Source organism: Aquimarina spinulae (assembly GCF_943373825.1).
Taxonomy (GTDB): Bacteria; Bacteroidota; Bacteroidia; order Flavobacteriales; family Flavobacteriaceae; genus Aquimarina; species Aquimarina spinulae.
Genome location: NZ_CALSBP010000002.1, coordinates 255,879 through 272,348, shown reverse-complemented (window position 1 = coordinate 272,348; position 16,470 = coordinate 255,879). Strand labels below are relative to the sequence as shown.

Annotated in this window: 7 protein-coding genes; 5 read left to right on the top strand and 2 right to left on the bottom strand. The window is 33.7% G+C overall.

The genetic code is table 11. The annotated features are described in order from the left end of the window. Window positions 1–8 precede the first annotated feature (8 nt). A complete protein-coding gene (locus tag NNH57_RS06900) occupies window positions 9–6,365 on the top strand; it encodes a T9SS type A sorting domain-containing protein (RefSeq protein WP_108809417.1) in 6,357 nt (2,118 codons plus the stop codon). Window positions 6,366–6,543: 178 nt separating this feature from the next. Continuing rightward, window positions 6,544–8,004: an AAA family ATPase gene (locus NNH57_RS06895; RefSeq protein WP_108809418.1), complete on the top strand. Its 1,461-nt coding sequence runs from the start codon at window positions 6,544–6,546 to the stop codon at window positions 8,002–8,004. A gap of 59 nt (window positions 8,005–8,063) precedes the next feature. Here the strand turns inward: NNH57_RS06895 and NNH57_RS06890 are convergent, their stop codons facing one another. Together NNH57_RS06890 and NNH57_RS06885 are read right to left on the bottom strand one after the other, a co-directional pair. Then, complete coding sequence (locus NNH57_RS06890; RefSeq protein ID WP_108809419.1) at window positions 8,064–11,000, bottom strand: DUF4132 domain-containing protein; 2,937 nt, start codon at window positions 10,998–11,000, stop codon at window positions 8,064–8,066. Beyond that, window positions 10,993–12,084, bottom strand: coding sequence for a leucine-rich repeat domain-containing protein (locus NNH57_RS06885; RefSeq protein ID WP_108809420.1), 1,092 nt, complete (start codon window positions 12,082–12,084; stop codon window positions 10,993–10,995). Before NNH57_RS06885 ends, NNH57_RS06890 begins: the two co-directional genes overlap by 8 nt. Before the next feature lie 643 nt (window positions 12,085–12,727). On the opposite strand from NNH57_RS06885, the gene NNH57_RS06880 reads away from it, so the two are divergent. The 3 genes from NNH57_RS06880 to NNH57_RS06870 are packed head-to-tail and all read left to right on the top strand — an operon-like array spanning window position 12,728 to window position 16,391. Next, entirely contained in the window at window positions 12,728–13,411 is a 684-nt protein-coding gene (locus NNH57_RS06880; protein ID WP_074409218.1) for a hypothetical protein, read from the top strand. An 11-nt stretch (window positions 13,412–13,422) separates the two neighbouring features. After that, on the top strand, window positions 13,423–14,541 hold the full coding sequence (locus NNH57_RS06875; protein ID WP_024771352.1) for a TMEM70/TMEM186/TMEM223 family protein: 1,119 nt from the start codon (window positions 13,423–13,425) through the stop codon (window positions 14,539–14,541). A 35-nt stretch (window positions 14,542–14,576) separates the two neighbouring features. Next, the gene (locus tag NNH57_RS06870) at window positions 14,577–16,391 is read left to right on the top strand and encodes an OmpA family protein (RefSeq protein ID WP_074409217.1); all 1,815 of its coding nucleotides are present in this window, start codon (window positions 14,577–14,579) and stop codon (window positions 16,389–16,391) included. Window positions 16,392–16,470: the final 79 nt, after the last annotated feature.

Genomic DNA, 16,470 nt, shown 5'->3' with positions numbered 1-16,470 from the left:
GAAAAGATATGAAAAGGATAGTACTAGTTTTAGCACTTTTGATTTCTGTACCTATGATACATGCACAAGATTTTGTGATGAATATTAATGGGTATATTGGCTTGGCAGGAAAGAATTGTGGTTCTCCAGGGATGCAAAAGGTAACTTTAATATATGCTAATGGAAATCGAGAAGTAATTCCTTTTGATTATAACAATTTTTTTAGAAAAAGTTATGAGTATAAGAAGGAGTTTACAGCAAGTAATAAAATTGTTGCAATACAGTTCGATACTAAGAAAAATAAAAAAAAGAATAGTGTTAGTCGTTGTAAAATAGCCGGTAAATTGCAACAAAAAGTAGTTAATATTCAGGGATATTGCCAAAATAAAAAATACGACAATATAACACCTGTACGCGGAACTATTTATCATCCAGATTTTCCTGGTTTTGTTACAATATCAATAAGCCCCAAAATAAGTTTGTCCTATAAAGACGGTAAAGATGTTACAGCCCACTATAATATATGCAAGAGTAGTGCTGTAGATATTCAGGCTACCACTGGTTTTGATATAGGAAATAGTATTTATAAGTGGGAGTTTTTTGATATTGTGGGTAAAAGGACTGTACCTCATCGTACTCTTGTCCAGCTACAGGGAGAATTAGAAGAAGCGGAACAAGAATTAAATAGTTGTATAGCTGCAGAAGGTCATGTAAAATGGTGTAGACCTGAACTTAGAAGAAGAAATCAGGCTCAGCAAAGATTAGATGACTATATGGCTACTGGTCCGTTAACCGAAGAGGTAGATTATGGATGGCGACCTATACGAAATACCAGTAAAATTGGGCAACCTAATATTGCCTTAGCTCTAAGTGATCTGTACCCCAATGCAGCGGATCGTAATCAAGTGGTAAGAAAAAATATGAGGGTAAGAATTAATCCAGATTGTGGAGATGGAAGTATTTCTAATCAACTTACCATTGTGTATTTGCCAGATTTACCAAAGGTAGTTTCAATACAAGAAAAACACCCTTCGTGCCCTAGTAGTAAAGATGGCGGTTTTACGATTACTTTTGATCGGGCATTGAAAGCGAATGAAACAATGGATTTTGTTTTACGATTAGACGGTATTCCCGATAAAAATAAAACTATTGGGAGTAAAGACTTTTCGGGTAAACAATATACCTGGACACCGACAGATTTGGAAGCAGGTGATTATACTCTGCGAGTTACCGGTGGGACCCTTGATGGAGAATTAATCGAAAATTGTAATAGTGGAGCCGATAAGACTTTTGAATTAAAAGCCCCTCCAGCAATTAATTTTACAGCATCTCCAACTCATCAAAAATGTTATGGTGATAAAGGTAAAATAGACATAAATATAACTTCAGGTAGTGCTAATCAATATTCTTTAGATGGAACAAACTGGACGGGTTTTACAGGATCTGGTGTTACTATTGAGAATTTACCTCCTGCTACCTATACCGTGTGGGTAAGTAAAAATGGTAATTGTGCAGTTTCTAAGACTGATATCACAATAAATAAGGCTACACAAATCCAGCATGAAGAAGGTGATATTACCCCTCCTGGAAAACCTGGAGACACAGATGCAAGTATTCGTGTAAAAAAAGTATGGGGAGGTACGCCCAAAACAGATGGTAGTGGTGCGTATTATGATGCTACTATTTTTATTAATGGGTCATCTACCAATACAAAGACACAAAGAGCTGGTGCCAAAGGTTTTGATATAATGAGTTTACCAAAAGGGACGCATGAGATCGAATATAAAGACGCTAATGGGTGTACGCAACGATATGCGTTTACAGAAATAAAAGATCCCTTACCGATACAATTTGATATACAAAAACAAGATCCCAGTTGTTCTGATGCAACCGATGGAATACTAGAAGTGATTGGTTTGATAGGAGGGTATCCACCTTACACCATTTCATGGAAAAAAAATGGTAATGCTTATGGAACAGGTGCTTCTATTAAAGGAAGTCAGGGTAATTATGATGTGGTGATTACCGATAACCGATCTGGTAGGGCAGAGCAAACAGGAATTAAATTTGATAATGTTCCTTTACCAATTACTATTACCGATATTAATATTCAACCTATATTATGTAATGGTGAGAAAGCCAAAGTAACCATTACAGCTACAGGTGGAGGTTCTGGATCCTATCAATACGCAGTATGGACGGGAGCAACAACTTCAGTGTGGCAAGACAGTAATGTGTTTGCATTAGATGCCAATACAATGCCGGGATATCGTTTTAGAGTAAGGGATCGTAATGCAACTGATTGTGATTCAGATATATCAGGAAGACAACTTATAGATCAGCCCACTAAGATCGATATTGAGACTGTTAAAGTGGTTCATAATAAGGTTTTTAATGATAACAAAGGAGCCATAGAGATTAATGTAACAGGAGGGAAGCCAAATTACACTATAACATGGGAGAAAGACGGAACTCCTGTTTCTAATACAGGCACATCTATTTCAGGTTTGAAAGCAGGTGATTATGTGGCTATTGCAAAAGATGATAATGGTTGTGAAGTAAAATCAGCAGTTATACCAGTTGAAGAACCGGGAGAACTTATCGTTACCATAGAAGAAACAGTTCCTATACCATGTTATAATGGCGTAGGAACATTGAAAGCAGATGTTAAGGGAGGATCTTTAAGTTATACCTATCAATGGTATAAGGATGGTAAACCAATAGCAGGAGAAGAGTCTAATACGCTTTCAGGTATAGAAGCAGGTAAGTATAGTGTTAAGGTAGAGGACGGGTATACTTTTGTAGATACTTCTAAAGATTTTGAAGAACCAAAAGAGTTAATTTTGACTATAGATAAAACAGAGAATGTTTCGTGTTTTTCGGGTAAGGATGGAAAAATCATTACCAAACCTCAGGGAGGTACTCGTCCTTATTATTTTTCTATAGATGATAAAAAGACGTATATCTCAGAGGATGATTTGACCAATCTAACCTTAGAAGGATTAGAAGCAATATCATATACTATTTGGTTAAAAGATGCTAATGGTTGTGAAATTTCAACTCCTCAAACCGTTAAACTAACCTCACCCGATGAGATTATCATTACAAAAAAGACTATAGTGCATGCTACTACAGTAGACGGTACCAATGGTAGTGTTACCTTGGAAGATGTTATAGGAGGAGTAGGAACATATACGTATAGCTGGAGTAAACTAGGAGATGCAAGCTTTATCAAAACAACGAGGGATATAGATAATTTATCATATGGTATATATACAATTTTGGTACAAGACACGAATAGTTGTGTGGTCGAAAAAACCTTTGAAGTAAAGCAACCTCTTCCTATGTTTGTAGAGATAAAGATAGAAAACCCTATCCTATGCCATGATGATGCTTTGGGAGAACTTGTAGCTACCGTAGAGGGAGGATACCCTATAGAATCAACTTCCGAAGATTTTGAATATCGATGGTATAAAATAGAAAGTAGTGGAGATGTTTCTATCAATACAGATCTTACACTTGATCGGTTAGAGAGGTTAAAAGCAGGAAAATATAAAGTAGTAACCAATGATTCTCAGGGAGCTACTGCCGAGGCTACTATCGATCTTACTCAACCAGAAGATCTTGTCGTTAAACTTAGTAGTGCCTCTACAAAAATTCTTTGTTATGGGGATACAACAGGAGCTATTGATATCACGGTAGAAGGAGGTCCAAAAGATCCGGGAACAGGAGCTTACCTGCCCTATACTTATAGATGGACAAAAGTTGAGGATCCGGATTTTGAAGCTACTACAGAAGACTTGCAAAACATGCCAGCAGGTACTTATGAAGTAGTCGTTATAGACGACAATTTATGTACAACATCCCTTAGTGAAGCTATTACTATCGAACAGCCCGATGCTGCATTAGAAATTTATGATGTTGTGACTGTTAATTTAACAGGTTTTAAAGCAGGAGATGGAAGCATATCCTTAGAGGTAAAAGGAGGAACAACTCCGTATAGTTATGCATGGAAAAACCTGGATGACCCTTTATACACAGCTTCGAGCCAGGATATTAATGGGCTTCAGATTGGAAGATACGAATTAGTGGTTACCGATGCTAATGCCTGTAGTGTATCAATAACCCGGGAAATCACAGAACCTAACCAATTGATAGTTGCTATTATACCATTATCAGAAGGTGAAGGAGTTCAATGTTATGGAGAAGATACAGTAGTACCTTTATCTACAACTACGCAAGGAGGTATAGGAGACTATACATATCAATGGTATGAGCAAAAAGATCCGACAGATATTCTTTTTACAACACCACAAACCACAGTCGTTGGTGCTGGAACCTATACAGTTATTGTAACCGATGCCAATGGAAATACACATGATGATACTTATACTGTAGGGGAGCCCGAAGTTCTTGAGATAGATCAAAATGTAACTCATTTGTTGTGTAGAGGAGATGCTAATGGAAGCATAGATATAACTGTTAAAGGTGGGGTACAACCATATTCATATAGATGGAGCACAGGAGAGAATAGCGAAGATTTATCTTCATTACAGGCAGGTAATTATAAAATAACGGTTACCGATGCCAATAACTGTATAATAACAAAAACAATTGAAATTAATCAACCTCCGGGATTATTTGTTAATGGAGATATTATTAGAGTGAATCCTTCATCAAGTGGAGCAAGAGATGGAAGTATAACAGTAAATATAGCAGGAGGAACCCCTTCTTATCGCTACGAATGGAGAGATTCTGGTAATGTATTACAAAGCTCTACAACAAATGTACTTAGTAACATCGGGTCAGAAAAGTACTCTTTAACGGTTATCGATGCTAATGGATGTAGTTTGTATATCCCAGATGTTGATGTATACGATCCCCCGATCTTAAAAGTAGAAGTAAAACAGGTAAATGTGATTTTATGTAATGGAGATGCTACAGGTAGTTTAAATGCCAGAGCAGAAGGAGGTACACCATTTAGCGGAGCAAAACAATATACCTATCAATGGTTTGATGCTGATGAAAATAGTGTTGTTGGTTCAGATAGTTTTTTACTAGAGGGCATTACAGAAGGAAACTACTATGTTATTGTTACCGATGCCATGGGAGTCAAAGTAACTAGTGCAGATTTTTCACTAACAGAACCCAAAGAATTAGGATTAGAGCTAGATGTAGATTTTAAAAATTGTGGAGATGGAGAGGATTGGGTAATTATAGCTCAGGTAGATGGAGGAACGGGGCCATATAACTATTTGTGGAATACAGGAAATACTGGCGATAGAATAGAAAATGTTGTAGGAGGTACATATAGTGTCGAGGTTACAGATAAACGAGGATGTTACGTTACAAACCAGACTATTACGATTGCCCCAGAAGCATTAGATGTAAATCATTCGCAAACGATTCCTACATGTTATGAAGGGTGCGATGGTACTATTATTTTAGAAACATTAGGAGGAACCGCTCCATATAATTACCAGTGGAGCAATGGCCAGACAGGAAAGAATCTAACCAATATCTGTGCTGGTACATATTCTGTTCGTATTACAGATGCTAAAGGATGTCAGATCACAAGAGAATATGTTCTGGATAACCCTGCAGCATTATTAGTTGATATAGGAGAAGATGTTACATTATGTAAAGACCAGAGCATTGTATTAGATGCAACAATAACGGATCCTGACGCAACGTATCTATGGACTTCAGAAAATGAATATAGCAGTACAGATGCTGTTATTGAAGTAAGTGAGTCAAGTATTTACCAGGTTGTTGTTACCGATTCTAAAGGATGTGTAGGATCTGATAGTATTTTTATAGATAGTTCTACAGAAGATATCACGGCTAACTTTTTTGCCTCTACTCAGGTATTTGTTGGAGAGAAATTTGTTATTGTAGATAACAGTGATCCCATACCAGATAATGTAGATTGGATATTCCCAGAAGAAGCTGTTGTAACTTATGAAGATGATAATTATGCAGAAGCGATTTTTGAGACTCCGGGAGAGTATGAGATTACATTGCAAACTTACCGCGGGTTGTGTACTGCTATGACTACAAAAACAGTTATTGTTGTAGAAAAAGAAATTGAAAACGATGGTGAAGGAGAAGAAAATCCAGATATCCAGAGTTTTATTGATTACCTGGTATATCCAAACCCTACTACAGACGGAAGGTTTAAAGTAGAAGTAGATTTACAAAAATCACAACCTATCAGTGTTAAGATTTTTAATATGATTAATAATACCCTTATCGATTCGAAATCTGGAGAAGGCAATGATACCTATACATTCGACTATGATATGTCGATATTACCATCAGGAATCTATTTTGTGCTATTAGAAACTTCATCTGCGAGCCAGGTGAGAAAATTAGTTATAGAATAACAAAAAAAAACATAATTAGGTTTGAACAGAGCTGTTTGTTTCATCGAAATAAGCGGCTTTGTTTTTTATGGTATAAATTACCGGGCATATATTACACATTAGTTATTAAATGAGTTCATTATCTTTGGTGAAAAGATTCAAACAATAGTATACATTTATTTAAAAAAACCCGGGGGTATTGGAAATTTCTTCAGCATATCTTGACATCCTTAAAAAAGAAGGAAATAAAGCATTGGCAATTTGCCAAAATTTAAATACAAATAATGAATTTCGAAATACAATCACTTCTATTGTAGACGATAGTTTTCAGAGTGTAGATTATAAAGCAGAACATATACTTTTACATGATATTGTTAAGGTATTTGATGATTTTGAAGATATACATGCTGATGCTGCTAAAGTATCAGCAAAAGTGAAATTTATTCTGGTGTATTTTTATGAAAAATTACAAGGAAAGGATTTAAGTAAGACTTATGATTTAAAAAAGCTAAATGAACTTCCTGTATCATCTCAGTTTAGTAAAAATGTAGCTACAATCAGAAATACTTCCTTTTTTGAACCTATTGATGAGGTTAAAACCGAATTTGCCTTATCTGTTATTTTGGCAAAATTCAAAAATAACCATTCACTGGGTATAGGTTCATTTCTAAGTAGAATAGCGTCACTGGTCGTTAATGCAGATGGAATAATTACAGAGAAAGAACGAGATTTTTTAAAACGAGTATCACATAAAACAAATCATCCAAAAATAGTTGTAAAAGAAGCCCGGTATAATGAAGTGCCAGAAAATGATACACTCGAGATTGTACTTCAGGAACTTAATGAACTTATAGGTCTCAATGATATCAAAAAGAATATTGATGATCTTACTAATTTTCTAAAGGTTCAAAAGATAAGAAAAGAAAAAGGGCTGAAGACTTCTTCTAATTCATTGCATGCAGTTTTTATGGGGCCTCCTGGTACTGGTAAGACTACAATTGCGCGTATGCTAGGAAGAATGTATAAGCATCTTGGTTATCTGGAGAAAGGACATTTGGTAGAAACAGATAGAGCAGGTATGGTGGCAGGCTACGTAGGGCAAACGGCAATCAAAGCAGATGAGATTATAAAATCAGCGGTTGGGGGTGTTTTGTTTATTGATGAGGCATATTCACTTACTTCTGGAGGATTTAATGACTTTGGAAACGAAGCGATAGAAGTTCTGCTAAAACGGATGGAAGATCAACGGGATGATTTAGTTATTGTTGTAGCAGGATACCCAGACGAAATGCAAGAATTTATACAAGCTAATCCAGGGCTTCAATCTCGATTTAACCGATATTTTGAGTTTGATCATTTTACTGCAGAAGCACTGTTAAGCATTTTCAAACTTTTTGCAAAAAAAGCTGACTTTATTCTTACCGAAGATGCAGAAGAAAAATTAATGGAAATTCTGGATAGAATATATGAAAAGAGACACAGAGGTTTTGGGAATGCAAGAACAATACGAAATCTGTTTGAAAAAATTATTGAACGCCAGGCTAATAGGATTGTTTCGATAACTCCGATTACTGAAGAAATATTGATGACGTTAACCGAAGAGGACATCCCAGAAATATTAAAAACAGTAAAAGAAATTATTCTTTTTGAAGAAGAATAAAAGTGTTCATCTTATTATTCTCTAAGTTTTAAAACTCTTCTTTTTGTTTTGATTTTTCTTCACGAGTCGTCATTCATGATTTTTTCGAGATCATTCATTGCTTCAGAATAAATAATTTTGGGGACATCCTGTAATGCGATAAGGCGGTGGTCTGCTTCATTTCGAGGTTCTGAAAACCATAAACAATCAGTTTGAACAAACCCCAGGGGAGTGAAAAAACATTTTCCTAAAACCACCTCTTTATCAAACATCCCTTGGATTTGCAAATTATCAGTTTCTACAAAAACTTCTATTCTCCCCTCCTTAAAAGCTTTTTTATAAGATAATATACTTCCGCCATCTCCAATACTTCCTCTTCTCCAGCCTCTTTTTTGTGCTCTGGTTTTAAACTTTCCTGCAGTTAAGGTTCTACCTTTAAAATTTGTAGATAATGTTACCCTATATAACTTCCTGGGAAGTTGGATTATATTTCTATCTAATTGTTGAATAACTGGAATTATTTGTTGATTTTCTAAATATTTCTTCCATTTCATTTTTATTTTAGAATTCAGGAAAAGAGGGTGTGCCAGTCGTATTTGATCATCATGATTTATATCTACTGATTCTTGTTTATAGTTTTTTAATTTACCACTTGCAGTTATGATGAAGGTGTCTTCATCGTTTTGTTGCCAAATCAGAGTTTGGCCACAGGCAAAAGCAATGGGGTGATTGAGAAATAATTTTTTCCAATCTTTTGTTTTCCAAAACTTCTGTATAACCAGGTAATTCTCTAAGCTATGTTTAAAATGGTGTATGGTATGTTTACGTATAGCATTTAAGTTTTTCAACGTTGTTTTGATATCTTCAGATGTTTTGGTGATTGATTTCACCTGCTTTCCTTGTTTATTTTTAAAACTAAACTTAAGCTGTGGGCCTATACATATTACATATCCGTTACTTAATACTTTTTTCTGATTTATAAAATTGAAATCAGGAATCATACTGTCTTTCAATTCGAAATAGGTCAATCCCAATTGCTCTGCTATAGATTCAAACGCTTCTTCTGCTGCACAGCGAACATTGGAATGCTTCACATAAAAGTGCTGAATAATTTGATCTAATGCTAATGCAGCTCTTCGTGTTCCTATAACTCCCAGAATAATACAGGCGTTTACATTTTTATCATGTATAGCAATATTTTGCAGAGGCACGACCAATCGGTGATCTCCCAATTTTCCTAAAATAGCAAAACCAGGTTTTGCAGCCACTTTCATACTTGTGTTTTCTACCATATTTTGAAACAAAGTATAAGCAAAGTCAGCCCCTTTTTTCTTATCGAGTAGCGCATACATGGGTTCTGCTTCTATATCTACATCAATTTTTTTAGAGCTGATTTGTCTGTAAAACAGATAGTATATTTCTGTTTTTGATAGTATAGTGCCATCCTGCCATTGTAATTCGGGTAAAGTCCCGGCCCATTTTGGGATAGGATTATCTAGTTTCCCTCTTTGCAATGCTAGGTGAATACGTTTTTTTATATCTTCAATAGATATTTTACTCTGATTCTTGTGATTATAAAATGAACATACAGCAATATTACGTACATCCTCTAAAATCTCTTTTTCGATTATAGGTTGTAACGAAGCGATCGCTTCTTCACATCTTATTTTACTTAAGACAAAAACTCCGGCTTTTCTTTCCTCTTTTTTTTCTGACAAGGTTAGTTCTTTTGCTTTGTAAAAAATATCATTAGTTGGATATCTAGATAATAAGGAAGTAGCTATATCTGCCAAATCCTGATATGTAGAACATGCGACCTCCCATACCAGATCATAATATGCAGAGAAGTCTAACCCCTCGAGCAATGCAAAAGACTGCCTGTAATTTGCAATAGTAGTATTATCCTTGATATTCATTTTTAGGGCTTCTACTGCAATTTCTACAGCATCTTGTTTGTAACAATCAACAATATGCTGAACAACCTCAAGATTTAGCTGTTTTGTGTCTTTTACAAATGAGAACAATTCGGTTTTTGTTTCTTTTCGAAAATGCTTGCATACCCAACCAATAAATTTAGGGATGTCATCCCGAAATAATCCCGTAGTAGAAGGCCAATTAGAAGTACAACTATTTTGACTTGAATTATTGTGTTCTGAAATATAGGGTAGCACTTTTTTTATGTGCGCCACAGTTGGTTTCCTGTATTTTTTTCTGGCATTGGTAAATAAAATTCTATAACATTGCATCACAGAACAGATACAATCAGAACCTTCCATTTTTTCTACTACGAAGGATTCGAATTTTTTTAGATTGATTTTATACAATTCTTCTAACCAACTAAAGCGAATCTGTTTTTGAGCTTCTTTTCCTGTATAGTATAGAGGAAGCTTTTCTAAAAGTGCATCGAGTAAATTTTGCTCTGCAGTACCTAATAATGACAATAATGGTTCTATGTAATTTTGGTTTTCTAATAATCGTATTGTTCTTGTCTCATCTTCTTTGATGAGTTCGAGTATTACTTTTCCTACAGAATTAACAGTTTTATCTTCTCTTAAGAAGGATGCTTGTTCTGTTGCATTTAAATATGCAGAAAGAGAAGTCCACGTATCTATATTAAAAAGATCCAAAACTTTTAGAGTTAAACCAAAGAGGTCTTCTTCTTTTTTTTCTGTTTTTAGTTGAGGTAGAAACCATTCTTCGAAAAAAACCTTGTAATACCCTTCAGCATAAGTATCTTTTATATAAAAAAAAGTACTATTACATATAAATGCAAGAAGACGTTGATCAATAAAACTCCATTCTTGTATTGGATTAAATAAGATGGGTAAACGATCAAAAATAGATATTTTTGATTTTGTTATTTGTGGTAACTCATCAGATTCTCCAAAAATATACTTTAAGATGTTTTCAAAATTTGCTCTATCACAGTCATTGTACATTTTTTTACGAAAATCATGAAGTACGTTAACCCATTGTTTTTTTCTTTGAGCAACTAGTTCAATTTTGTTTTCATTCATTCTTTAGAAAATCTTTAATTGATTCTAATCCAGAATCTAAGATGTTTTCAGGGATGTTTTTTATGTTTTTTTGTGTATCGGTAAATACGCTAAACTTGAATTTTTTGAGAGCTGTTAATTTTAGAAAATCAACTTCTATTTTTTCTAGAAAATTATAACCGATTTCTAAATATATAAGACTACTTAATTCATAGACTCCAGTAGGAATACATTCTAACTTGTTCTGATAAAGTTCGAGTTTGGTAAGTTTTTTTAATTCTTTAATAGACTTGGATAAACTTTTAAGCCTGTTATTGTTCAGGTTTAGAGATTCAAGATGAGTTAAATTTCCTACTTCCTGAGGGATTTCATCTAGGTTACATTCTTCAATGGTAAGTCCTTTAAGGTTTGCTAAGTTTCCTATTTCCTTAGGAACTACAAGACCAGATTCTTCCTGAAAACCACTTTTACAATCCTTTATTTCAAATACCTCTAATTTTTGAAGTTGACCAATATTAGTAGATAAGGTTTGTAACTTCTTCAAATTAGAAATTCGTAATTCTTTTAAGTTTTCTATATCAAAAATAGCATCAGAAAGTTCTGTTAATTCATAGTCTCCATATAAATGCAGAGATTCTAATTGTTTTAACTTTGCTATACTATCAGGAATAGAAGCAACTATGTTTTCACTAAGCTCTAATTTTTTTAGTGCAGTAAGAGTTTCCATCTGATCAGGCATAGATTGATCAGAAGAAATCTTTAATTCTTCTAAAGTTGATAATCGACAGACTTCTTGTAACACTATTGGGTTGGGTTTATCTCTAGAAGTAATTTCTAAAGAATGAGTACGTCCCAATTTTATCTCATGAATTGCAGCTAGTAAACTTAATTCTACTCCTTCTATATCAATTGAGAGCTCTTCATACCTACTCTTTAACTTAGAGCGAATTATTTTTTCCTTTTCTTTTTCACATTTTTCTTCTGAATCAAACTTTTTTGTAGATGTTCTTAAATTATAATCATAATCACCATATTCTGTAGTAAAAGATTTTCCTTTAGATTCTATAAACCATACTTTGTTTTTATGGATAAATTTCTGTTTCATAGGCACACTTTTATTGCTTTTTTAATAGATCATCAAAAGGCGATTTTGCTCATCATATGATAAAAATAAAGAGAATTCAATACTAGTTTTTCACTGTTTACAGTGAAAAGCTAAAGAATGATGAGGTATAGAGTTTTTTAAGTATAAATGTTTGAATTTTAAATAGATATAATGAATTCGTTTCGTCATTTTTTACAAATGTCAATCTAAATTATAACATATCATTTGATCTATATCAAATTCGGTTTTAGGGCTTTCGTATCCTGTTTAATATTTTAAAATCGGTTGTTTGGCTTTGATGTTTTAAACCTGTTTAGAAGTAAATATCGTATTGTTTAAAGCACATTTTTAGAAATAGATTGAGACATTTGTAATCCTTTTTATTGTAATAATAATGTAAAAAGACGTATTTTAGAATTTTAAGAGTATCGTATATGAGTTGTAACAAATTGTGTTCTTATTACACTAATATAATGAAGTCTATTAATCAATAAGGAAATCATACAAGATCATTTGTTTTGTTAAATGCTTTTAATTCATGGCTTGGTAAGGTTAAAAAAACAATAATATTTATAAGAATTTATATAAATTTACCTCCTGGATCAGTATTTTAGCAATAATGAGCTCATCAAAAATATTTTAAATGGCTAAAGAAAAATTTAACTGGAAAGGTCTTTTTATTAACGACGAAACTTCAGAAGGAGAAAAACCAATAGAAACAACTTCAGCACCACCTAGTTCTAATTCTTTTCCAGAATCAGGGAAATCGGTTTCTAAATTTCCAGTACACCCTCCAAAGGCAACTTTGGTAAGTGATAGTGTGCTTACTACAATTATAGAAATGTACGAATCTGGCTTTGAGTCTCTTAATAAGCCAGGATATGATTTTTATGAGTTTTTTAAAGCGATCAAAGCAGTTGGATCTAATGATCCATCTGTATATAAGATGGCTTTTACAATGGCTCAGGGAGTAGATTCGAATGTATCTAAAAATTCACTTCTTACACAAGCTGATTTTTACATTAAAGAAATCGAGAAAGTACATAAGCAATACCAGAATCAAGGAAGTTCTAAGAAATCTAAGATTTTGAGTACTCAAAAAAATAGAAAAGACACCCTTAATACTGAAATTTCTGATTTAGAAAAAAAATTAATCGAGATTCAGAATCAAATCAGCGTGAAAAAAGACTTACTTCAATCGGTTGATGCAGATATGATTTCTGAAGTATCAGAGATAGACCAAAAAATTGTTGCTAACGATAAAGCAAGATCAAAAATTTTGGAAACAATATCAGCAGTTGTAGAGGGCATTAAAAATAATATATAAGCAATACATTAATGGATCAAGAATCAAAAAGCCACTTATTAGACTTACCTATTTTAAAACATTTTGATGATGAAAAAGGGGAAATTTCTTTAAACCCTAATAATTGGAGAAATGGAGAAAAGGGACTAAATGCTTTTCTTAAAATAGCATTGTTTGCTGGTTTAGGGTATGCTGCATGGGTGTATGTATTACCTCCTTTATTTACAGCTTTGGGACAGGTAATTGCACTTGCAGGAGTAGCCGTATTCGTGATATTTTTTATCATGATGTTACCAGTGATATTAAAATTCTTACGTAGAGTTACAAGAGGAATTCATAAGTCCTTGATAAAACATGACCCTTTCGGAGAATTGCAGGAGCAAAAACAAAAAATGCTTATGAATAGAAAAGTCTTTAAAGATTCTAAGGCTAAGATAAGAGCATTGAAAAGTAATATGGAGCTTGAAGCTTCTAAAGCAGAAAAAGAATCTAAAGAATTTCAGGATCATGTAGTAACATTACAAAAACAGGCAGAGAAGATCAGAAATAAAATGCAAGCGATAGTGTCTGAAAAAGGTAGTGCAGGTAAAGATACCGATGAATATGTAGAGCTGCATAGTGCTTTAGCAAAAAAATTATCACAATCACAGCAAGTTGCTCATCAATTAAAACAAAGTAAAAGTTTTATCCAAAAATATGGTAGTAGAGCTAATGTAATGGGTAAACTGGATAGAAAACTAACGCTTGCCGGTACAGCAATAGATATTAAGATTTCTGATTTTGAAGTAACTATCAAAATGCTGGAAAAGGAATATCAATTTGCAAAATCTGCAAAAGCTGCAACAGATGGAGCAAAATCAGCGATGTTATTTACCAAAGATTGGGAGTTAGAATATGCACTGGATGTGATCACAGAAACTATTGCGATGGATATAGCAAAGACTCAGGAAAATCTAACAGATATCGATATGCTAACTTCTAAGTATGATATGGATAGTGATGAGCTATACTCGCAATTAGATACTTTGGCAGATAATATTAAAACAGGGAAAGACTATATTCCTGATTCTGAAAAATATAAGAACCCTAACTACAAACTTACCGCTGAAGATAAAGAAGCAAGTGGTGGTTTTGGGAATATGTTTGACTAACTAACCGAAATAAAAACTATAATAAAAATTAAAAAATGGGTAAGATTTTAAGAACAAAAAAACTCACTACATTATCCGAGCTTATCATTGTAATTATTTTACTTGGAGCTATCTTAGGTGCAGTGTATTATTTTGCTCCGGGTTTAAGAGTGGGAGAAGCAAAACAATTAGATGAGTTAAATATAAATAAAGATGAAGTAGATAATGTTACTACATCAGAAAAACTAGAATTACCTTCTAATAGCCTTTCAAAAAGTGTAAAGGATAAACCTCTTGTTAGAATGGCAGCCTATGCCTGGAATGCACAATCTGGTATTATCGTTTCTAACGGAGGACCAAAAACAACCAAAGGTTCTTTGATGGAGAAGAACGGAGTGAATTTAGAGATAATCCGTCAGGATTGGCTTTCTGAATTGAGAAATATGCAAATGAAATTCATTGAAGAATTTGATAGAGGAGAAGAGTTCCCAGACGCAGATAAAAGTGCATTTGCAATTATGATGATGGGAGATGGTGCTCCTTTTTATATCAGTACCATGCAACAGGCTTTAGACGATAAATTTGGGAAAGATAAATACCATGTGCAGGTAGTTGGTGCCGTAGGACTTAGTTATGGTGAAGATAAACTTATTGGACCACCAAGCTGGAAAGTTGATCCAAAAAGTATGAAAGGAGCTTTGATATCTGCAGTATTAGGTGATGGAGATTGGGTAACTGCTCTAAACTATGCCTTTGCTAATGGTTTAAAAGTAAATCCTGATGTTACTACTTATGATCCTGATGCTGTGAATTTTTATCCTTCACAAGATGATGACTATATTAAGTCTGCAGAAGAACTTATTAAATCTCAAAAAGCAGGGTGGACAGTTCCTCTTAAAGAAGTGAGAAACGGAAAGCTAACAGGGAAGACAATTAATAAAAAAGTTGATGGATGTGCTACCTGGACACCAGGAGATAAAATGGTTTTTGATGAGTTAAACGGTTTCACAGATATTATATCTACACGAGAATTTAACAACCAAATGGCAACTACAGTTATTGCTGTAAAAGAATGGTCGGTAAAACATCCCGAAATCGTTAGTAATATTTTAAAATCAGCGTTAACAGCTTCTAATCAAATGAAGCAATATGACGAATGGAGAGTTAGAGCATCTGAAGCAGTTGCCAAAACATATGATTTAGAAACTCCAAAGTATTGGTATGATATGTTTAAAGGCCAAAAAGGAAGTAAAAATGGTATCGATTATAACATGGGAGGATCACGAGTATTTAACTATGCAGATGTAATGCAATATTATGGTATTACAGATGGAACCAATCGATATAAGGCAGTTTACAATCAGGTATCTTCTTATCTAAATGAACTTAATCCATTTGGGTTTAATGAATCTGTAAAAAGGATTGTGCCTTATGATGAAGCAGTTAATCTTTATTTTATTAAAAATATTAATGATATTGATGCAGGTTCTGCTTACAAACCAGATTATACCAAAGAAGCCGAAGAAGTTTTAGCTTCTGGAGAATGGAATATTAATTTTGATACCGGAAGTGCAAATATTTCGGGATCATCTGCAAATACTTTAGAAACCATTTATAATCTTCTTATTCAGGCAGAGGATACGAAACTTAGATTAGAAGGACATACCGATGATACAGGTTCTGCAGAATCTAATTATGATTTATCACAAAGACGTGCACAATCTGTAGTTAACTTTTTAAGAAGTAAAGGAATCCCTCAATCCCGTTTCCAATCTGTAATCGGAAAAGGTGAAGATGAACCAATTGAAACAAACACTACCAATAGCGGTAGAGCCAAAAACAGACGAGTAGTTATTACATTATTGAAATAACTATGGCATCCAATTAATAAGAGCCGTCTTATGTTTGTAAAATATTGATTTTACATATAGACGGCTTTCTTTTTTATTA

Bases quoted from the DNA above. Each gene is read 5' to 3' on its own strand.
- NNH57_RS06900 (WP_108809417.1), top strand. From the start codon at position 9: ATGAAAAGGATAGTACTAGTTTTAGCACTTTTGATTTCTGTACCTATG.
- NNH57_RS06890 (WP_108809419.1), bottom strand. From the start codon at position 11,000: ATGAATGAAAACAAAATTGAACTAGTTGCTCAAAGAAAAAAACAATGG.
- NNH57_RS06885 (WP_108809420.1), bottom strand. From the start codon at position 12,084: ATGAAACAGAAATTTATCCATAAAAACAAAGTATGGTTTATAGAATCT.
- NNH57_RS06880 (WP_074409218.1), top strand. From the start codon at position 12,728: ATGGCTAAAGAAAAATTTAACTGGAAAGGTCTTTTTATTAACGACGAA.
- NNH57_RS06875 (WP_024771352.1), top strand. From the start codon at position 13,423: ATGGATCAAGAATCAAAAAGCCACTTATTAGACTTACCTATTTTAAAA.
- NNH57_RS06870 (WP_074409217.1), top strand. From the start codon at position 14,577: ATGGGTAAGATTTTAAGAACAAAAAAACTCACTACATTATCCGAGCTT.